General features: G+C 62.3%; 24 protein-coding genes. 23 read left to right on the top strand and 1 reads right to left on the bottom strand.

Features of this window, described 5'->3' with window-relative positions; genetic code table 11:
* Positions 1-73 precede the first annotated feature (73 nt).
* The 6 genes from AC1DBL_RS01810 to AC1DBL_RS01785 all read left to right on the top strand — a co-directional run bounded on the left by AC1DBL_RS01810 (position 74) and on the right by AC1DBL_RS01785 (position 9269).
* Positions 74-3973, top strand: coding sequence for a DNA-directed RNA polymerase subunit beta' (locus tag AC1DBL_RS01810; RefSeq protein ID WP_476892119.1), 3900 nt, complete (start codon positions 74-76; stop codon positions 3971-3973).
* A 545-nt stretch (positions 3974-4518) separates the two neighbouring features.
* Positions 4519-4893, top strand: a complete 375-nt coding sequence (gene rpsL / locus AC1DBL_RS01805) for a 30S ribosomal protein S12 (protein WP_011692814.1) — start codon at positions 4519-4521, stop codon at positions 4891-4893.
* Position 4894: 1 nt separating this feature from the next.
* Positions 4895-5365 (top strand): 30S ribosomal protein S7, encoded by a 471-nt coding sequence (gene rpsG, locus AC1DBL_RS01800; RefSeq protein ID WP_026531948.1) that lies wholly within the window; start codon positions 4895-4897, stop codon positions 5363-5365.
* A gap of 69 nt (positions 5366-5434) precedes the next feature.
* Positions 5435-7549: an elongation factor G gene (gene fusA, locus AC1DBL_RS01795; RefSeq protein ID WP_476925365.1), complete on the top strand. Its 2115-nt coding sequence runs from the start codon at positions 5435-5437 to the stop codon at positions 7547-7549.
* A gap of 262 nt (positions 7550-7811) precedes the next feature.
* Positions 7812-9002 (top strand): elongation factor Tu, encoded by a 1191-nt coding sequence (gene tuf / locus AC1DBL_RS01790; protein ID WP_003803827.1) that lies wholly within the window; start codon positions 7812-7814, stop codon positions 9000-9002.
* 141 nt (positions 9003-9143) lie between these two features.
* Complete coding sequence (locus AC1DBL_RS01785) at positions 9144-9269, top strand: hypothetical protein (RefSeq protein ID WP_441417033.1); 126 nt, start codon at positions 9144-9146, stop codon at positions 9267-9269.
* Between the two features lie 12 nt (positions 9270-9281).
* Here AC1DBL_RS01785 and AC1DBL_RS01780 read toward each other — a convergent pair whose 3' ends face one another.
* The gene (locus tag AC1DBL_RS01780; protein ID WP_476892120.1) at positions 9282-10721 is read right to left on the bottom strand and encodes a GH1 family beta-glucosidase; all 1440 of its coding nucleotides are present in this window, start codon (positions 10719-10721) and stop codon (positions 9282-9284) included.
* 437 nt (positions 10722-11158) lie between these two features.
* Between AC1DBL_RS01780 and rpsJ the strand changes: the two genes are divergently transcribed.
* From rpsJ to rplR, 17 genes are all read left to right on the top strand, one after another.
* A complete protein-coding gene (rpsJ, locus tag AC1DBL_RS01775; protein WP_038464699.1) occupies positions 11159-11467 on the top strand; it encodes a 30S ribosomal protein S10 in 309 nt (102 codons plus the stop codon).
* A 17-nt stretch (positions 11468-11484) separates the two neighbouring features.
* Positions 11485-12135 carry a 50S ribosomal protein L3 gene (gene rplC, locus AC1DBL_RS01770; RefSeq protein WP_003803812.1) on the top strand — a complete coding sequence of 217 codons (651 nt, stop codon included), beginning with the start codon at positions 11485-11487 and terminating at the stop codon, positions 12133-12135.
* Positions 12136-12139: 4 nt separating this feature from the next.
* Entirely contained in the window at positions 12140-12760 is a 621-nt protein-coding gene (gene rplD, locus AC1DBL_RS01765; RefSeq protein ID WP_441417035.1) for a 50S ribosomal protein L4, read from the top strand.
* Positions 12757-13062: a 50S ribosomal protein L23 gene (rplW, locus tag AC1DBL_RS01760; RefSeq protein WP_018773664.1), complete on the top strand. Its 306-nt coding sequence runs from the start codon at positions 12757-12759 to the stop codon at positions 13060-13062. The genes rplD and rplW overlap by 4 nt, the downstream gene beginning before the upstream one ends.
* Before the next feature lie 29 nt (positions 13063-13091).
* On the top strand, positions 13092-13931 hold the full coding sequence (gene rplB / locus AC1DBL_RS01755; protein WP_024366131.1) for a 50S ribosomal protein L2: 840 nt from the start codon (positions 13092-13094) through the stop codon (positions 13929-13931).
* A gap of 12 nt (positions 13932-13943) precedes the next feature.
* Positions 13944-14225 (top strand): 30S ribosomal protein S19, encoded by a 282-nt coding sequence (gene rpsS / locus AC1DBL_RS01750; RefSeq protein WP_018773666.1) that lies wholly within the window; start codon positions 13944-13946, stop codon positions 14223-14225.
* Positions 14226-14263: 38 nt separating this feature from the next.
* Positions 14264-14629, top strand: a complete 366-nt coding sequence (rplV, locus tag AC1DBL_RS01745) for a 50S ribosomal protein L22 (RefSeq protein WP_003803798.1) — start codon at positions 14264-14266, stop codon at positions 14627-14629.
* Positions 14630-15463 (top strand): 30S ribosomal protein S3, encoded by an 834-nt coding sequence (gene rpsC, locus AC1DBL_RS01740; RefSeq protein ID WP_441417036.1) that lies wholly within the window; start codon positions 14630-14632, stop codon positions 15461-15463.
* The gene (rplP, locus tag AC1DBL_RS01735; RefSeq protein WP_138768571.1) at positions 15464-15880 is read left to right on the top strand and encodes a 50S ribosomal protein L16; all 417 of its coding nucleotides are present in this window, start codon (positions 15464-15466) and stop codon (positions 15878-15880) included.
* Between the two features lie 2 nt (positions 15881-15882).
* Positions 15883-16212 carry a 50S ribosomal protein L29 gene (rpmC, locus tag AC1DBL_RS01730; protein WP_011692802.1) on the top strand — a complete coding sequence of 110 codons (330 nt, stop codon included), beginning with the start codon at positions 15883-15885 and terminating at the stop codon, positions 16210-16212.
* Positions 16209-16517: a 30S ribosomal protein S17 gene (rpsQ, locus tag AC1DBL_RS01725; protein WP_056737811.1), complete on the top strand. Its 309-nt coding sequence runs from the start codon at positions 16209-16211 to the stop codon at positions 16515-16517. The genes rpmC and rpsQ overlap by 4 nt, the downstream gene beginning before the upstream one ends.
* Before the next feature lie 555 nt (positions 16518-17072).
* Positions 17073-17441: a 50S ribosomal protein L14 gene (gene rplN, locus AC1DBL_RS01720; protein WP_003803789.1), complete on the top strand. Its 369-nt coding sequence runs from the start codon at positions 17073-17075 to the stop codon at positions 17439-17441.
* Between the two features lie 3 nt (positions 17442-17444).
* On the top strand, positions 17445-17804 hold the full coding sequence (gene rplX, locus AC1DBL_RS01715) for a 50S ribosomal protein L24 (RefSeq protein WP_066436866.1): 360 nt from the start codon (positions 17445-17447) through the stop codon (positions 17802-17804).
* Positions 17804-18385 carry a 50S ribosomal protein L5 gene (gene rplE, locus AC1DBL_RS01710; RefSeq protein ID WP_056425240.1) on the top strand — a complete coding sequence of 194 codons (582 nt, stop codon included), beginning with the start codon at positions 17804-17806 and terminating at the stop codon, positions 18383-18385. Before rplX ends, rplE begins: the two co-directional genes overlap by 1 nt.
* An 80-nt stretch (positions 18386-18465) precedes the next feature.
* Positions 18466-18864: a 30S ribosomal protein S8 gene (gene rpsH / locus AC1DBL_RS01705; protein ID WP_056737814.1), complete on the top strand. Its 399-nt coding sequence runs from the start codon at positions 18466-18468 to the stop codon at positions 18862-18864.
* 18 nt (positions 18865-18882) lie between these two features.
* The gene (gene rplF, locus AC1DBL_RS01700; RefSeq protein WP_028269576.1) at positions 18883-19419 is read left to right on the top strand and encodes a 50S ribosomal protein L6; all 537 of its coding nucleotides are present in this window, start codon (positions 18883-18885) and stop codon (positions 19417-19419) included.
* A gap of 2 nt (positions 19420-19421) precedes the next feature.
* The gene (gene rplR, locus AC1DBL_RS01695; RefSeq protein ID WP_018773674.1) at positions 19422-19805 is read left to right on the top strand and encodes a 50S ribosomal protein L18; all 384 of its coding nucleotides are present in this window, start codon (positions 19422-19424) and stop codon (positions 19803-19805) included.
* The last annotated feature ends 6 nt before the right edge of the window (positions 19806-19811 follow it).

Genomic DNA, 19811 nt, shown 5'->3' with positions numbered 1-19811 from the left:
CGTCGGACGCCACCTCCCTCTTCCCGTAACCCAAGACTTCAGAATTTAGAGAACAAGAGAGAACAGGGACCATATGTCCAGCGAATCCTCCTTCGGCCTCATGCAGATCGGCCTCGCCACCGCGGAAGACATCCGTGGCTGGTCTTACGGCGAGGTTAAGAAGCCGGAAACCATCAACTACCGCACGCTCAAGCCCGAGAAGGACGGCCTCTTCTGCGAGAAGATCTTCGGCCCGTCCCGCGACTGGGAATGCTACTGCGGTAAGTACAAGCGCGTGCGCTTCAAGGGCATCATCTGCGAGCGGTGTGGCGTTGAGGTCACCCGTGCCAAGGTGCGCCGTGAGCGCATGGGCCACATCGAGCTGGCCGCCCCGGTCACGCACATCTGGTACTTCAAGGGTGTCCCGTCCCGCCTGGGCTACCTCCTTGACCTGGCGCCGAAGGACCTCGAAAAGGTCATCTACTTCGCCGCCTACATGATCACCAGCGTCGACGCTGATGCCCGTCACGAGGAACTGCCCAACCTCCAGGTTGAGCACGACATCGAGAAGAAGCAGCTGATCGACAACCGCGACTCCGACATCGCCACGATCGCCCGCGACCTCGAAAACGAGATCGCGCGGCTCGAGGGTGAAGGTGCCAAGGCCGCCGACAAGAAGAAGGCCCGCGACTCCGCCGACCGCCAGATGGCCAACGTCCGCAAGCGCGCGGATGCTGAGATCGAGCGCCTCGAGCAGGTCTGGGACCGCTTCAAGAACCTCAAGGTCGCCGACCTCGAAGGTGACGAGGGCCTGTACCGCGAACTGCGTGACCGCTACGGCATGTTCTTCGAAGGCTCCATGGGTGCCGAGGCCATCAAGAAGCGTCTTGAGAGCTTCGACATGCAGGCCGAGTCGGACCTGCTGCGCGACATCATCGCCAACGGCAAGGGCCAGCGCAAGACCCGCGCCCTGAAGCGGCTCAAGGTGGTCAACGCGTTCCTGACCACCAACAACAGCCCGCTCGGCATGGTGCTGGACGCCGTCCCGGTGATCCCGCCGGAACTGCGTCCGATGGTCCAGCTGGACGGTGGCCGCTTCGCGACCTCCGACCTCAACGACCTGTACCGCCGCGTGATCAACCGCAACAACCGCCTCAAGCGCCTGCTTGACCTCGGTGCCCCGGAGATCATCGTCAACAACGAGAAGCGCATGCTTCAGGAAGCTGTTGACAGCCTCTTCGACAACGGTCGCCGCGGCCGTCCGGTCACCGGACCGGGCAACCGCCCGCTGAAGTCCCTGAGCGACATGCTCAAGGGCAAGCAGGGTCGTTTCCGCCAGAACCTCCTGGGTAAGCGCGTCGACTACTCGGGCCGTTCCGTGATCGTCGTCGGCCCGCAGCTTAAGCTGCACCAGTGTGGCCTGCCGAAGCAGATGGCACTGGAGCTCTTCAAGCCGTTCGTGATGAAGCGCCTGGTTGACCTCAACCACGCACAGAACATCAAGTCGGCCAAGCGCATGGTCGAGCGCTACCGCCCGCAGGTCTGGGACGTGCTCGAAGAGATCATCACCGAGCACCCCGTGCTGCTGAACCGTGCACCTACCCTGCACCGTCTCGGCATCCAGGCGTTCGAGCCGCAGCTTGTTGAAGGCAAGGCAATCCAGCTCCACCCGCTGGTTTGTGGCGCCTTCAACGCCGACTTCGACGGCGACCAGATGGCAGTCCACCTGCCGCTGAGCCCCGAAGCCCAGGCCGAAGCCCGGATCCTGATGCTGTCCTCGAACAACATCCTGAAGCCGTCCGACGGCCGCCCGGTGACCCTGCCCTCGCAGGATATGATCATCGGTCTCTACCACCTGACCACCAAGCGTGTCGGTTCAGCTGGCGAAGGCCGGATCTTCTCCTCCGTTTCGGAAGCCATCATGGCGTTCGACCTGCACGAGCTGCACCTGAACTCCAAGGTCAAGATCCGGCTCGAGGACTTCGTTCCTTACGCCGGCTGGGAAGCTCCCGAAGGCTGGGAGCCGGGTCAGACCGCACTGGTCGAAACCTCCCTCGGCCAGGTCATCTTCAACCAGACGCTGCCCGCGGACTACCCGTGGGTTGAGGCTGTTGCCGACAAGGGCGAGCTGTCCCGGATCGTCAACGACCTCGCCGAGCGCTACCCGAAGGTCGTCACGGCGGCAACGCTGGACAACCTGAAGGACGCCGGTTTCTACTGGGCAACCCGCTCGGGCGTCACGGTCGCCATCTCGGACATCGAGGTGCCCACGGACAAGCCGCAGATCCTCGCCGGTTACGAGACCATGGCCGCCAAGATCCAGGGCCAGTACGACAAGGGCCTGATCGACGACGACGAGCGTCGCCAGGAACTGATCGAGATCTGGAACAAGGCAACGAACGAGATCGCCCAGGCGATGCGTGACAGCCTGTCCCCGATGAACACCATCAACCGCATGGTGTCCTCCGGTGCCCGTGGTAACTGGATGCAGGTCCGTCAGATCGCGGGTATCCGTGGCCTGGTGGCCAACCCGAAGGGCGAGATCATCCCGCGTCCGATCAAGTCCTCCTACCGCGAGGGCCTGTCGGTGCTGGAATACTTCATCGCCACGCACGGTGCCCGTAAGGGTCTGGCCGATACCGCACTGCGTACCGCCAACTCGGGTTACCTGACCCGTCGTCTGGTGGATGTTTCGCAGGACGTCATCGTCCGTGAAGAGGACTGCGGCACCGAACGCGGCCTCGTTACCCCGATCGCGGTGGCTGACGCCAACGGCGAGCTGGTCCTGGACGAAAACGTCGAGAACAGCGCGTACGCCCGCACCCTGGCCGTGGACGTCGTTGACGCCAAGGGCAAGGTCCTGGCGGCGGCCGGCACTGACTGCGGCGACGTCGTCATTGCCGAACTGTTCGCAGCCGGCATTACCGAGGTCAAGGTCCGCTCCGTACTCACCTGTGAGTCCAGCGTCGGCACCTGCGCCCTGTGCTACGGCCGTTCGCTGGCCACCGGCAAGACCGTGGACATCGGCGAGGCCGTGGGCATCATCGCCGCACAGTCCATCGGTGAGCCGGGTACCCAGCTGACCATGCGTACCTTCCACACCGGTGGTGCTGTCTCCGCCGGCGGTGGCGACGACATCACCCAGGGTCTGCCCCGTATCCAGGAGCTCTTCGAAGCCCGTACTCCGAAGGGTGTCGCACCGATTGCTGAAGCAGCCGGCCGCATCACCATCGAAGAGTCCGAGCGCCAGATGCGCCTGGTCATCACCCCGGATGACGGGTCCGAAGAGATCGCCTACCCGGTGCTGCGCCGTTCACGTCTTCTCATCGAAGACGGCGAGCACGTCAGTGTCGGACAGAAGCTCATCAACGGTCCGGTCGACCCCAAGCAGGTTCTGCGCATCATGGGCCCCCGTGCCGCGCAGAAGTTCCTGGTTGACGAAGTCCAGGGCGTGTACCGCAGCCAGGGCATCGGTATCCACGACAAGCACGTCGAGGTTATCGTCCGCCAGATGCTGCGCCGCGTCACGGTCATCGAGTCCGGTGAATCGGATCTGCTGCCCGGCGAGCTCGCCGAGCGCAGCCGCTTCGAGGATGCCAACCGCCGCGTGGTCTCCGAGGGCAAGACGCCGGCCTCCGGCCGTCCCGAGCTCATGGGTATCACCAAGGCGTCCCTGGCGACCGAGTCCTGGCTGTCCGCAGCTTCCTTCCAGGAGACCACCCGCGTCCTGACGCAGGCGGCCATGGAAGGCAAGAGCGATCCGCTGCTCGGCCTCAAGGAAAATGTCATCATCGGTAAGCTCATCCCGGCCGGCACGGGTCTCCCGCGCTACACCGAGGTCACGGTGGAGCCGACTGAAGAAGCGAAGGCCAATCTGTTCACCGGCCCGAGCGCGTTCAGCGACTTCTCCTACGACTCCCTGGGCGGCGACGGAGCTCCTGAGTTCCACGCCATCCCGCTGGATGACTACGATCTGGGCAGCGACTTCCGCTAACCGCCACGGCGGCCCCTCCGGGCCGTCGTAGCTCTGCCAGGGATGGTCCCGCACCGCAAGGTGCGGGACCATCCCCGTTTAACCCGCAGCCTGCCGCGTCCCCGGTGCCAGCGCCTCCGGCCCTTGGTCAGTCGGTTGCTCCGATGCCGCCCTTTTCGGGCTCCGGAACGGCCGTATCTCAGCACTCGACGGCGGGAGGCGGCCGGCGGCGGTTGGGCCCGAAAGCCCGCCGATTAAGGGCTGGGGGCCGTCCGTGTTAGACTTGAGACTAATTGTTATTGTGGCAGTGGATGAGTGCGCCGGTTGCAGCCGAAAGGTTCAATCAGGACGACGTTTCCGGTTTGCAGGGTTCTTGTGCAACGTATGCCACATTTTCGCATGCCTAGGGGCAGTCCAGGATGAGAGTCCAGAGGCCCGGTATGCGGTCCGACTATTAAGGCTTCGCCTCAGCTGCTCTGGAGAGAACTTCAAAGCTCGAGCGGCGAGGCGAAGCGACAAGAGAGCGGCCGTCAACGACCGCTCCGGATAAAACGGAGAACACGAGAGTGCCTACGATTAACCAGCTGGTCCGCAAGGGCCGCACGCCTAAGGTCAAGAAGACCAAGGCTCCCGCGCTTAACGGCAGCCCCATGCGCCGCGGTGTCTGCACCCGCGTTTACACGACGACCCCGAAGAAGCCGAACTCGGCTCTCCGTAAGGTTGCCCGCGTGCGCCTCAACGGCGGCGTTGAAGTCACCGCCTACATCCCCGGTGTTGGCCACAACCTGCAGGAGCACTCCATTGTGCTCGTCCGTGGCGGCCGTGTTAAGGACCTTCCGGGTGTCCGTTACAAGATCGTCCGTGGCGCCCTCGATACCCAGGGTGTGAAGAACCGTAAGCAGGCCCGCAGCCGCTACGGCGCAAAGATGGAGAAGAAGTAATATGCCTCGCAAGGGTCCGGCCCCCAAGCGGCCGCTAGTACTAGATCCCGTTTACGGCTCCCCGCTGGTCACTCAGCTGATCAACAAGGTGCTGGTTGACGGCAAGAAGTCCACTGCAGAGCGCATCGTCTACGGTGCACTCGAAGGCGCGCGCGCCAAGTCCGGCGGCGACCCGGTTGCAGCCCTCAAGAAGGCCATGGACAACGTCAAGCCTTCCCTCGAGGTCCGCTCCCGCCGCGTCGGTGGCGCCACCTACCAGGTTCCCGTCGAGGTCAAGCCGGGCCGTTCCACGGCCCTCGCCCTCCGCTGGCTGGTTGGCTACTCCAAGGCCCGCCGCGAAAAGACGATGACCGAGCGCCTCCAGAACGAAATCCTGGATGCCTCGAACGGTCTCGGAGCCGCTGTGAAGCGTCGCGAAGACACCCACAAGATGGCCGAGTCCAACAAGGCCTTCGCACACTACCGCTGGTAATACTTCCCGGACGCCGCCGGCTCAACCGAGTCGGCGGCGAACGTGCAGTCCATCCGAAAGGGAGACACCGTGGCACAGGACGTGCTTACCGACCTTAGCAAGGTCCGCAATATCGGCATCATGGCCCACATTGATGCCGGCAAGACCACTACTACCGAGCGCATCCTGTTCTACACGGGTGTGAACCACAAGATCGGCGAAACGCACGACGGCGCGTCGACCACCGACTGGATGGAACAGGAGAAGGAACGCGGCATCACCATCACGTCTGCCGCCGTGACCTGCTTCTGGGAAAACAACCAGATCAACATCATTGACACCCCCGGCCACGTTGACTTCACGGTTGAGGTTGAGCGCTCCCTGCGCGTCCTCGACGGTGCAGTCGCCGTGTTCGACGGCAAGGAAGGTGTGGAGCCGCAGTCCGAGACTGTTTGGCGCCAGGCCGACAAGTACAACGTCCCGCGCATTTGCTTCGTCAACAAGATGGACAAGCTCGGCGCTGACTTCTACTTCACCGTCGACACCATCGTCAGCCGCCTCGGTGCCAAGCCGCTCGTCATGCAGCTGCCGATCGGCGCCGAGAACGACTTCATCGGCGTCGTCGACCTGCTGTACATGCGTGCACTGGTCTGGCCCGGCGACTCCAAGGGTGACGTCACCATGGGTGCCAAGTACGAGATCCAGGAGATCCCGGCTGACCTCAAGGAGAAGGCCGAAGAGTACCGCGCAACGCTCGTTGAGACGGTTGCAGAGTCCTCCGACGAGCTCATGGAGAAGTACCTCGAGGGCGAAGAGATTTCGATCGACGAGCTCAAGGCCGGCATCCGCAAGATGACGATCAACTCCGAGCTCTACCCGGTCTTCTGTGGTTCCGCGTTCAAGAACCGCGGCGTCCAGCCGATGCTCGACGCCGTCGTGGACTACCTGCCGAACCCGCTCGACGTCCCCCCGATGATCGGTCACGATCCTCGCGACGAAGAGAAGGAACTGACCCGTAAGCCTTCCGCTGACGAGCCGTTCTCCGCACTGGCGTTCAAGATCGCCGCGCACCCCTTCTTCGGCCAGCTCACCTTCATCCGCGTGTACTCCGGTCACGTGGAAGCAGGCGCACAGGTGGTCAACTCCACCAAGGGCAAGAAGGAGCGCATCGGCAAGCTGTTCCAGATGCACGCCAACAAGGAAATGCCGGTTGACGGCGCTACCGCTGGCCACATCTACGCAGCGATCGGCCTGAAGGACACCACCACGGGCGACACCCTGTGCGATTCTTCGAACCAGATCGTCCTCGAGTCCATGAGCTTCCCGGAGCCCGTGATCTCGGTCGCGATCGAGCCGAACACCAAGGGTGACCAGGAGAAGCTCTCCACGGCCATCCAGAAGCTCTCCGCTGAGGACCCGACCTTCCAGGTCTCCCTCAACGAAGACACCGGCCAGACCATCATCGCCGGCATGGGCGAGCTCCACCTGGACATCCTGGTGGACCGCATGCGCCGCGAATTCAAGGTCGAGGCAAACGTGGGCAAGCCCCAGGTTGCCTACCGCGAAACCATCAAGCGTGCTGTAGAGCGTCACGACTACACGCACAAGAAGCAGACCGGTGGTTCGGGCCAGTTCGCAAAGATCCAGATCGCCATCGAGCCGCTGGACACGTCCGAAGGCGAGATGTACCAGTTCGAGAACAAGGTCACCGGTGGCCGCGTTCCGCGCGAATACATCCCGTCCGTTGACGCTGGTATCCAGGATGCGCTGAACGACGGCGTCCTGGCCGGATACCCGGTTGTCGGCATCAAGGCGACGCTGATTGACGGCGCTTACCACGATGTTGACTCCTCGGAAATGGCGTTCAAGATCGCCGGACGTATGGCTTTCAAGGAAGCCGCACGCAAGGCGAACCCCGTCCTGCTTGAACCGCTGATGGATGTCGAGGTCCGCACCCCTGAGGAATACATGGGTGAAGTTATCGGTGACCTCAACTCCCGCCGTGGCCAGATGCAGTCCATGGAAGATGCCCAGGGCGTCAAGGTCATTCGCGCGCACGTCCCGCTGTCCGGCATGTTCGGCTACATCGGTGACCTGCGTTCGAAGACCCAGGGCCGCGCTGTGTACTCCATGACGTTCAACAGCTACGCCGAGGTCCCGAAGGCAGTTGCCGACGAGATCATCCAGAAGAGCCGCGGCGAGTAGTCCGCAAGGACTTCCCGCAGCAGCGAAAACACTCGGGTGCGTTTCCTCAATAGGAGATTCACCTGGTGCTGGCGGTCGGCCCCGGTCGGACGCAGTCCAGCCGGGCACCGGCCGCCAGCACGAACAGGCTCGAGGGACTAGTATTAGTTCCTGAATCTGCAATTTCACCAATCCAAAGCCCCCCAAGTAGACTTACTGGAGTTTCAGCCGCGACAAGCGCGGTCGAAGGGTAAGTCATTTGAAAACGTTCTAGGAGGAACCTGTGGCAAAGGCAAAGTTCGAGCGGACTAAGCCGCACGTTAACATCGGTACCATTGGTCACGTTGACCACGGTAAGACGACGCTGACGGCCGCCATTTCCAAGGTGCTGTACGACAAGTACCCGACTCTCAACGAGAAGCGTGACTTCGCGTCGATTGACTCTGCACCCGAAGAGCGTCAGCGCGGCATTACCATCAACATCTCCCACGTTGAGTACCAGACCGAGAAGCGCCACTACGCACACGTAGACGCTCCGGGTCACGCTGACTACATCAAGAACATGATCACCGGCGCTGCTCAGATGGACGGTGCAATCCTCGTGGTTGCCGCCACTGACGGCCCGATGGCCCAGACCCGCGAGCACGTTCTGCTCGCCCGCCAGGTTGGTGTTCCCTACCTGCTGGTGGCACTGAACAAGGCTGACATGGTCGATGACGAGGAACTCCTCGACCTCGTCGAAATGGAAGTTCGTGAGCTCCTGAGCTCGCAGGGCTTCGATGGCGACGAAGCACCGGTTGTCCGCGTTTCGGGCCTGAAGGCTCTGGAAGGCGACCCGGAGTGGGTCAAGTCCGTTGAGGACCTGATGGCTGCTGTCGACGAGTCCGTTCCGGACCCGGTTCGTGACCGTGACAAGCCGTTCCTGATGCCGATCGAAGACGTCTTCACGATCACCGGCCGTGGCACCGTTGTTACGGGCCGCGCCGAGCGTGGAACCCTCGCGATCAACTCTGAGGTCGAGATCGTCGGCATCCGCCCGGTCCAGAAGACCACGGTTACCGGTATCGAGATGTTCCACAAGCAGCTCGACGAAGCATGGGCCGGCGAGAACTGTGGCCTCCTGCTCCGCGGTCTGAAGCGCGACGATGTCGAGCGTGGCCAGGTTGTCGTCAAGCCGGGTTCCATCACCCCGCACACCGACTTCGAGGCTAACGTCTACATCCTCTCCAAGGACGAAGGCGGACGTCACAACCCGTTCTACTCCAACTACCGCCCGCAGTTCTACTTCCGCACCACGGACGTAACCGGCGTTATCACCCTGCCGGAAGGCACGGAAATGGTTATGCCCGGCGACAACACTGAGATGACCGTTGCGCTCATCCAGCCGATCGCAATGGAAGAGGGCCTCGGCTTCGCAATCCGCGAAGGCGGCCGCACCGTTGGTTCGGGACGCGTCACCAAGATCATCAAGTAGTCCTTGCTGATCTGAGCTTGAACTCCTGATCGGCGGCCGCCTGGCGGCCTCCGTGACGAAAAGGAACAGCCCCGCTGCACTGCAGCGGGGCTGTTCCTTTTAAGTGCCTGCTACGGTTGCAGGTGAAGAGAGGAGACCGGCATGGAATGGATCATTTTCCTGGTGGTAATTGCCGCCGGCGTCGGTGGCGGGCTGTGGGCCAAGAAATACTTCCGGCACGAGATCGAGCGTGCAAAACGCATCGACCGCGCCAACAAGAACAAGTAGCGGGGCAGTGATCTAGCGCGCGGACTGGTCCTGCCTGGCCCTGCTGAGGGCCTGGTACCAATAGAAGGACTCCTTGGGGGTCCGCGCCTGGGTGTCGAAGTCGACGTGGACCAGGCCGAAGCGCTGGGAGTAGCCGGCCGCCCATTCGAAGTTGTCCATCAGCGTCCACACGTAGTAACCCAGGAGTTCGACGTCGTCGGCGATGCCGCCGGGGGCCGTCGCGGCGAGTGCGTGGCCCAGATGGTCTGCGAGGTAGCTGATCCGGCCCGCGTCAGCGATCGGCCCGTCCACATGGTCCGGTTCCGGGAAGCTCGCTCCACTCTCGGTGATGTAGAGCGGTGGGAGGGCCTCGCCGTACCGGTCCTTCATTTCCCGAAGCAGCGGACCCAGGTGGTCCGGCGCAACCGGCCAGCCGAAGCCGGTGGTTTCATACTCCGGGAATGCGGCAAAGTGGAACGGCAGCTTCACCATCGCCTCCGCTGAGCCGACCGGGCTGTCCGCGGGGCCGCGGCCGGTGGCCACCTTCACCGGGTAGTAGTAGTTCACCCCGTAGAAATCCAGCGGCTGGTGGATATTGCGCAGGTCCGCGTCGGAGATCCTGGCGAGGGCACGGAACCAGGGCCTGGCCAGCAGCGGCGGTTTCGGATAGCTCCCCAACAGGATCGGATCGGCGTAGATCCGGTTTAGTGCCAGATCGAAGACCTTCGCCAGCAGTTTGTCCGTGACGGACCCGGTGGCCGGCCGGACGGGGGAGTGCAGGTTGGTGACGCCGACCGCTCCGGTAACGCCCTCGGCCCGCAGGGCCTGGACCGCGAGTCCGTGGGCCAGGAGCTGGTGGTGCACCGACGGCAGGGCGTCGAAGAGCAGGTCGTGGCCGGGCGCATGCACGCCGAGGGCATAGCCGTTGAGGGTGACGGAGGCCGGTTCGTTCAACGTCACCCACTGGGTCACCCGGTCCCCGAACCGGGCGCCGGCGGCGGCGCTGTAGTCGGCGAAGCGTTCCGCCGTCGTCCGGTTCATCCAGCCTCCGCGGTGCTCCAACGGAAGCGGGGTGTCCCAGTGGTACAGCGTGGCCATCGGCGAGATTCCGGCCTCGAGGAGCCGGTCGATCAGCCGGTCGTAGAAGTCGAGGCCCTCGGCGTTGAACGGGCCCGTGCCGTCCGGCTGGATCCGCGGCCAGGAAATCGAGAACCGGTAGGAATCGATGCCCAGCTCGCGCATCAACCGGACGTCCTCGTCCGTACGGTTGTAGTGATCGCAGGCGACGGCGGGGGAGTGCCCGTCCTGGATGCTGCCGGGCTTCTCGGCAAAGGCGTCCCAGCCTGAGGGTCCTCGCCCCCCGGCTGCGAGGGCACCTTCGATTTGGAAGGCGGCGGAGGCCACCCCCAGCATGAAGCCCGGCCGCAGCTTGGCAGCGAGGGCCTGGACGGCGGGGGAATCCTGCACGGTCATGCCCCTATCTTCGTATCGACCGTTGCTGAAGGCAATGACCGGGCGCCGGCAGGACCAAGAGTCGAGAGGAGCGGGGAGCCAGGGGCAGGTCCTGTCGGCGCTGATTCGCTTCTGCCGATTAATTCCGGCATACTAGATGAGTTGTTCAAGCGCTCTTTCGCGTCCCGATCCGGATAATGCCGGGTGCCAGGGTCCAAGTAAGAGCCCAAACATAACCCACTTCCCAAGGAACTGCGGACGAGTACGCGTGCAAAGCGCGACACGCCCGACCGCGGGGGTCGGTTGCGCCGGCAGGTTGAGGAACCCGGATTCATCCGGATTCAGCTTGTGCGGCGGGTGGTAGTTACGACTTCAAATGCTTCGGCAGCCACACAACGAGTAAGTAAACAGGGCAGCCCTAAACAGGGGAAGCACAGACTGAAAGAGAGTCAGGCGACATGGCGGGACAAAAAATCCGCATCCGGCTGAAGTCATATGACCACGAGGTCATTGACGTTTCAGCACGGAAGATCGTTGAGACGGTCACGCGCGCAGGCGCAACTGTAGTTGGCCCCGTGCCGCTGCCGACGGAGAAGAACATCTACTGCGTAATCCGCTCTCCGCACAAGTACAAGGACAGCCGCGAGCACTTTGAAATGCGCACGCACAAGCGTCTTATCGACATCATCGATCCCACGCCCAAGGCTGTTGATTCGCTCATGCGTCTCGACCTGCCGGCCGACGTGAACATCGAAATCAAGCTGTAGGGAGGTGCTGAGAGACTATGACCGCAACCCGTAACGTAAAGGGCCTGCTGGGCACGAAGCTCGGCATGACCCAGGTCTGGGACGAGAACAACAAGCTCATCCCCGTCACTGTGGTCCAGGCTGACTCGAACGTCATCACGCAGCTGCGCAATGCAGAGACTGATGGCTACGTCGCCGTTCAGATCGGCTACGGCCAGATCGACCCCCGCAAGGTCACCAAGCCGCTGGCTGGTCACTTTGAAAAGGCAGGCGTCACGCCTCGCCGCCACGTCGTAGAACTGCGCACTGCAGATGCTGACTCTTACGAGCTGGGCCAGGAGCTCTCCGTAGAGCTCTTCGAAGCCGGCCAGAAGATCGACGTCGTTGGCACCACCAAGGGTAAGGGCTTCGCCGGTGTTATGAAGCGTCACGGCTTCCACGGCGTTGGAGCTTCCCACGGTGCCCACAAGAACCACCGTAAGCCCGGTTCTATCGGTGGAGCATCCACCCCGAGCCGCGTCTTCAAGGGCATGAAAATGGCCGGCCGCATGGGCGCCGTTCGTCACACCACGCTGAACCTCACGGTCCACGCGGTTGACGTCGAGAAGTCGCTGCTCCTGATCAAGGGTGCCGTCCCCGGCGCCCGCGGCCAGGTCGTACTCGTACGCACCGCCGTGAAGGGAGCCTAGTTCAATGACTAGCACTGTCAAGGTTGACCTGCCTGCAGAGATCTTCGACGTACAGACCAACGTGCCGCTGCTGCACCAGGTCGTCGTTGCACAGCTCGCTGCTGCTCGCCAGGGTACCCACAAGACCAAGACCCGCGCCGAAGTTTCCGGCGCCGGTCGCAAGCCGTTCAAGCAGAAGGGCACCGGCCGCGCCCGTCAGGGTTCAATCCGTGCTCCTCACATGACCGGTGGTGGCATCGTCCACGGCCCCACGCCGCGTGACTACAGCCAGCGCACCCCCAAGAAGATGATTGCTGCTGCACTGCGCGGCGCTCTCTCTGACCGCGCCCGTAACGGCCGCATCCACGTCGTTGCTGATCTGGTCGAAGGCACCAAGCCGTCTTCCCGTGACGCACTGGCAACGCTGCGTGGCGTCTCCGAGCGCAAGAACCTGCTCGTTGTCATCGACCGCGCCAACGATGTTGCTGCACTCTCCGTGCGCAACCTCCAGGATGTTCACGTTCTGTACGCAGACCAGCTGAACACCTACGACGTGCTCGTTTCTGACGACGTAGTCTTCACCAAGGCTGCCTACGAAGCATTCGTTGCTGACAAGGCTGCAAAGAACGAGGAGGATGCCAAGTGAGCGCAGCCACCATCAAAGACCCGCGCGACGTCGTGCTTGCACCCGTCGTTTCGGAAAAGAGCTACGGCCTGATCGACGAGGGCAAGTACACCTTCCTGGTGGACCCCCGCTCGAACAAGACCGAGATCAAGCTGGCCGTGGAGAAGATTTTCTCCGTCAAGGTCGAATCGATCAACACCATCAACCGTGCCGGTAAGCGCAAGCGCACCAAATTCGGATGGGGTACCCGCAAGAACACCAAGCGTGCCATTGTGAGCCTCAAAGAAGGCACTATCGACATCTTCGGCGGTCCGCTCTCGTAGCGGAGACCACTTTAACGAGGAAATAAATTATGGGAATCCGTAAGTACAAGCCGACTACCCCGGGCCGTCGTGGCTCGAGCGTAGCGGACTTCACCGAAATCACGCGGTCGACGCCGGAAAAGTCGTTGGTACGTCCCCTCCCGAAAAAGGGTGGCCGTAACAACACCGGTAAGATCACGACCCGTCACAAGGGTGGTGGCCACAAGCGCCAGTACCGTCTGATCGACTTCCGTCGTCACGACAAGGACGGCGTCAACGCCCGCGTTGCCGAAATCGAGTACGATCCGAACCGCACGGCTCGCATCGCCCTCCTGCACTACGTTGATGGCACCAAGCGTTACATCATCGCCCCGAACAAGCTGGCCCAGGGTGACACCGTGGAAGCAGGTGCCGACGCTGACATCAAGCCCGGCAACAACCTGCCGCTGCGCAACATCCCGGTCGGTACCGTAATCCACGCAGTTGAACTGCGCCCGGGTGGCGGCGCCAAGATGGGCCGCTCCGCCGGCGCATCGATCCAGCTCGTTGCAAAGGAAGGCCGTTTCGCCCAGCTGCGTCTGCCTTCCGGCGAAATCCGCAACGTTGACGTGCGCTGCCGCGCAACCGTCGGCGAGGTCGGCAACGCCGAGCAGTCGAACATCAACTGGGGTAAGGCCGGCCGTATGCGCTGGAAGGGCGTCCGCCCGACCGTCCGTGGTGTCGCCATGAACCCGGTCGACCACCCGCACGGTGGTGGCGAGGGTAAGACGTCCGGTGGACGTCACCCCGTCAACCCGAACGGTAAGCGCGAAGGCCGCACCCGCCGTCCCAACAAAGAGAGCGACAAGCTTATTGTTCGTCGCCGTCGTACTGGCAAGAACAAGCGATAGGAGCCTGGACACATGCCACGCAGCCTGAAAAAAGGTCCTTTCGTTGACCAGCACCTCTTTGTGAAGGTAGCCAGGGAAAACGAAAAGGGCACCAAGAACGTCATCAAGACCTGGTCCCGCCGTTCGATGATCGTCCCCGACATGCTCGGCCACACGATCGCCGTGCACGACGGACGCAAGCACATCCCGGTGTTTGTCACTGAGTCGATGGTCGGGCACAAGCTCGGCGAATTCGCTCCCACGCGGACATTCCGCGGCCATGTCAAGGACGACCGTAAGGGCAAGCGCCGCTAGGCGCCTGCACTTACGTCAAAGACGAGAGAAGGAAAGCAATGGAAGCCAAGGCAATTGCGCGTCACATCCGCGTAACGCCTATGAAGGCCCGGCGCGTCGTCAACCTTGTTCGTGGTAAGCAAGCGAACGAGGCTCTGGCAATTCTGAAGTTTGCCCCGCAGGCAGCTTCTGAGCCGGTATTCAAGGTAGTTCAGTCGGCAATCTCCAACGCCCGGGTCCTCGCGGACCGCGACGGCGTGGCGTTTGACGAAGGTGACCTCATCATCAGCGAAGCGTTTGTTGATGAAGGCCCGACCATGAAGCGGTTCCAGCCGCGTGCCCAGGGTCGTGCATTTCAGATCAAGAAGCGCACGAGCCACATCACCGTGGTAGTCGCTACCCCGGAGAAAGAGGAGGCTCGCTAAGTGGGACAGAAAGTTAACCCGCACGGGTTCCGACTCGGTATCACCACCGATCACGTATCGCACTGGTTCGCCGACAGCACCAAGGCCGGCCAGCGGTACAAGGACTTCGTTCGCGAAGACATCCGTATCCGCCAGCTCATGTCCACGGGCATGGAGCGCGCCGGCATCGCCAAGGTTGAGATCGAGCGCACCCGCGACCGTGTCCGCGTGGATATCCACACGGCACGTCCGGGCATCGTGATCGGCCGCCGCGGCGCCGAGGCAGACCGCATCCGCGGCGAGCTCGAAAAGCTCACCGGCAAGCAGGTCCAGCTGAACATCCTCGAGGTCAAGAACCCCGAGATGGAAGCCCAGCTTGTTGCCCAGGGCGTTGCAGAGCAGCTGACTTCCCGCGTGGCCTTCCGCCGTGCAATGAAGAAGGCAATGCAGTCCGCGCAGCGCGCTGGTGCCAAGGGCATCCGTATCGCTTGCTCGGGTCGACTGGGTGGCGCAGAAATGTCCCGCTCGGAGTTCTACCGCGAAGGCCGTGTGCCCCTGCACACCCTCCGCGCGAACATCGACTACGGCTTCTACGAGGCCAAGACCACCTTCGGCCGCATCGGCGTGAAGGTCTGGATCTACAAGGGTGACGTCACCGCCAAGGAACTGGCTCAGCAGGCAGCTGCTGCTCCGTCCCGCGGCCGTGGTGCCAGCGATCGTCCGGGCCGCCCGGGTGGCGCTGACCGTGGTGACCGCCGTCGTCGTAACGACCGCCCGGCCGAGGCTGCACCCGCTGCTGCCGACGCTCCGGCTGTCGAAGCAGCTGCACCGGCAGTAGAAGGAGGACAGGCTTAAATGCTTATCCCGCGTCGAGTAAAGCACCGTAAGCAGCACCACCCGGGTCGTTCCGGCGCTGCAACGGGCGGCACCGAGGTCTCGTTCGGTGAGTGGGGTATCCAGGCTCTGAGCCCGGCCTACGTCACGAACCGTCAGATCGAATCTGCCCGTATCGCGATGACCCGCCACATCAAGCGTGGCGGAAAGGTCTGGATCAACATCTACCCGGACCGTCCGCTGACGAAGAAGCCGGCCGAAACCCGCATGGGTTCCGGTAAGGGTTCTCCGGAATGGTGGGTCTCAAACGTCAAGCCGGGCCGGGTTCTCTTCGAACTCTCCGGTGTCAGTGAAGAGGTAGCTCGCGAGGCCCTGCGCCTGGCAATCCACAAGCTGCCGTTGAAGGCACGCATTGTGCGTCGCGAAGGTGGTGAGTAGAAATGGCAGTAGGATCCAAGGAACTTGCATCCGCACAGCTGGACGGTTTCGACAACGAGCGTCTCGTTGAAGAACTCCGCAAGGCCAAGGAAGAGCTGTTCAACCTGCGTTTCCAGTCCGCCACCGGACAGCTGGAGAACCACGGTCGTCTGCGCGCGGTAAAGAAGGACATCGCACGCATCTACACCGTTCTCCGTGAGCGCGAGCTGGGCATTCGTGCCGAGGTTGCCGCACCGGTTGTGGAAGCCAAGGAAGAAAAGAAGTCCAAGAAGGCTGCAACCAAGAAGGCTGACAAGGCTGAAACGGTTGAGACCGAGGAGGACGCCAAGTGAGTGAAAAGGACGAGAACGTGACGGAAACTGTTTCCGACGCAGCCAAGGCTGACGAGCGCGGTTACCGTAAGACGAAGCGCGGCTATGTCGTCTCGGACAAGATGGAAAAGACCATCGTTGTCCAGGTCGAAGACCGCGTGAAGCACGCCCTCTACGGCAAGGTTATGCGCCGCAACACGAAGATCAAGGCTCACGACGAAGAGAACTCCGCCGGCATCGGCGACCTCGTTCTCCTCGCCGAGACCCGCCCGCTGTCCGCTACCAAGCGGTGGCGCCTGGTGGAGATCCTCGAGAAGGCCAAGTAACACCTGCAGCTTCCCCGCCCGGGAATCTGCGCCGAAACCCCCGTTCCCTTCTGGGAGCGGGGGTTTCCTCGTTCCCGGCGGGGGCCTGTGGCGTCGCCGGCATCTCACGCCGCGCAGAGTTTCAGTGGGTGTCCGGCGCCGGCCGGCTCAGTTCGCGGGGGAGGGGGCGGCAGGCGGGCCAAGAGACTGCCGTGAGCGACGACGTCGGCCGCTGAGGGTCGGCCGCACCCCGCCCGCGCCCACTAAGTGTCCCTTCGCGCGCCGTGGGCAGGGGGCCGGCAGCTGTGATATGGGGATGCGCCGGAAACGTGCTAAGATTTTGAGTTTGTATGGCGCCTTTCGTGCGTCATCATCAACCTCGTAAACAATCGTGCCACGGCATAGTGCCCCCTCGCGCCTCGCGCTCCCGGGAAGCAACTGTTTTTGGCACGGGCGTTTAGGCCTGGTCTGGCAAAATCCAGGCAGGTCAAGAGACACCCCGATCAACCGTTCCGCAAGGCTCATTCCGTAGGAAGATTTTCGGTCTGAGAACCGGCGCGACGCAAGGAGTAAATAGTGATTCAGCAGGAGTCGCGACTCAAGGTCGCCGACAACACGGGTGCTAAGGAAATCCTTACCATTCGCGTTCTCGGTGGATCTGGCCGTCGCTACGCAGGCATTGGCGACGTGATCGTCGCTACCGTCAAGGACGCAATTCCGGGCGGCAACGTAAAGAAGGGCGACGTCGTCAAGGCTGTCATCGTCCGTACCAAGAAGGAACGCCGCCGTGCGGATGGTTCCTACATCAAGTTTGACGAGAACGCAGCTGTGATCCTGAAGAACGACGGTGACCCCCGCGGTACCCGTATCTTCGGACCGGTTGGTCGTGAACTTCGCGACAAGAAGTTCATGAAGATCGTTTCTCTGGCTCCGGAGGTGCTCTAGTCCATGGCTAAGATCAAAAAGGGTGACCTCGTTCAGGTCATCACTGGCGCCAAGGCTGAGCGCGGCGGCGACCGTGGCAAGCAGGGCAAGGTTCTGCGCGTATTCCCGGAGACCAACCGCGTGTTGGTTGAAGGCATTAACCGCGTAACCAAGCACACCAAGGTCGGTCAGTCGCAGCGCGGCACCAAGACCGGTGGCATCGAGGTCGTTGAGGCTTCAATCCACATCTCCAACGTGGCTCTGGTTGACCCCTCCACCAAGAAGCCCACCCGCGTCGGTTTCCGCACCGAGACCGTTGAGCGCGATGGCGTGAAGCGTGAAGTGCGTGTCCGCGTGGCCAAGAGCTCAGGGAAGGACATCTAATGACTGAGACTCTCGAGACTCCGGCAAGCAAGATCGTTCCTCGTCTGAAGACCAAGTACGCGGATTCCATCAAGAGCTCGCTCGTTGAGGAATTCAAGTACGAGAACGTCAACCAGGTTCCCCGTCTGGTGAAGGTCGTTGTGAACATGGGTGTTGGAGATGCCGCCAAGGACTCCAAGCTGATCGACGGCGCTGTCCGCGATCTGACCCTGATCACCGGCCAGAAGCCGCAGGTAACCAAGGCCCGCAAGTCGATCGCACAGTTCAAGCTGCGCGAAGGCATGCCGATCGGTGCGCACGCAACTCTGCGTGGCGACCGCATGTGGGAATTCCTGGACCGTCTGGTCACGCTGGCACTGCCGCGTATCCGCGACTTCCGGGGCCTCAGCGGCAAGCAGTTCGACGGCAACGGCAACTACACCTTCGGTCTGACCGAGCAGGTTATGTTCCACGAGATCGACCAGGATTCCATTGACCGCGTTCGCGGCATGGACATCACCGTCGTGACCACTGCCAAGACCGACGACGAAGGCCGCGCGCTGCTCAAGGCGCTTGGCTTCCCGTTCAAGACCGAAGATTAATCTAGCTACGTAAAAGGTCCGGCTGCCTGGCTTTGTTTCCAGGACAGCGGAAACCGTTATGAGGAAGGGCAAGAGCCCACATGACTATGACAGATCCTGTCGCAGATATGCTTACGCGTCTGCGCAATGCAAACTCGGCATACCACGATTCCGTGTCTATGCCTTACAGCAAGCTCAAGGCACGCGTTGCTGACATCCTGAAGGCAGAAGGCTTCATCGCCTCCTGGAAGGAAGAAGACGCGGAGGTTGGCAAGAAGCTGACCCTCGAGCTCAAGTTCGGTCCGAACCGCGAGCGTTCCATCGCTGGCGTTCGTCGTATTTCCAAGCCGGGACTGCGCGTTTACGCAAAGTCCACCAACCTGCCGCACGTGCTGGGTGGCCTGGGTATCGCAATCCTGTCCACCTCTTCCGGCCTCCTGACTGACAAGCAGGCCGGCAAGAAGGGCGTGGGCGGCGAAGTCCTCGCTTACGTCTGGTAACGGGAAAGGAAGAGAATAATGTCACGTATTGGACGTCTCCCCATCACCGTTCCTGCCGGCGTTGAGGTCAAGGTTGACGGCTCTGTCGTCAGCGTCAAGGGTTCCAAGGGCGAGCTGAGCCACACTGTGGCCAGCCCGATCGAGGTCACCCTGGAAGATGGCACCCTGACTGTCGCCCGCCCGAACGACGAGCGCGCCTCCCGTTCGCTGCACGGCCTGACCCGCACCCTGATCGCCAACATGATCCAGGGCGTTACCGCAGGCTACGAGAAGAAGCTTGAGATTGTCGGTACCGGTTACCGCGTCCAGGCCAAGGGTTCTGACCTTGAGTTCGCTCTGGGCTACAGCCACCCGGTCAACGTCTCGGCTCCGAACGGCATCACCTTTGCAGTTGAGACCCCGACCAAGCTCTCTGTTTCAGGTATCTCCAAGCAGCAGGTCGGCGAGGTTGCTGCCAACATTCGCAAGCTGCGGAAGCCGGACCCCTATAAGGGCAAGGGCATCCGCTACGCCGGCGAAGTCATCCGCCGCAAGGTCGGAAAGGCTGGTAAGTAACCATGGCCATCGCAATTAACAAGAAGCGTACGAACAAGAGCAAGTCTGCCCAGCGCAGCCGCCGCCAGCTTCGTATCCGCAAGCGCATCTCCGGTACGGCTGTACGTCCGCGTCTGGTCGTCAACCGTTCTGCACGCCACGTATTCGTCCAGGTTGTCGATGACACCAAGGGCCTGACCGTAGCGAGCGCGTCCACTCTGGAAGCCGACCTTCGTGCATTCGACGGTGACAAGACCGCCAAGGCCAAGCGCGTTGGCGAGCTCGTCGCCGAGCGCGCCAAGGCTGCCGGTATCGAAGCTGTTGTCTTCGACCGCGGTGGTAACAAGTACCACGGCCGGATCGCCGCCGTCGCTGACGGCGCACGTGAAGGTGGGCTGGCACTGTGACCGAAA

The organism is Arthrobacter sp. 10T44, assembly GCF_056393885.1.
This window is presented reverse-complemented; position numbering and strand designations above follow the sequence as displayed.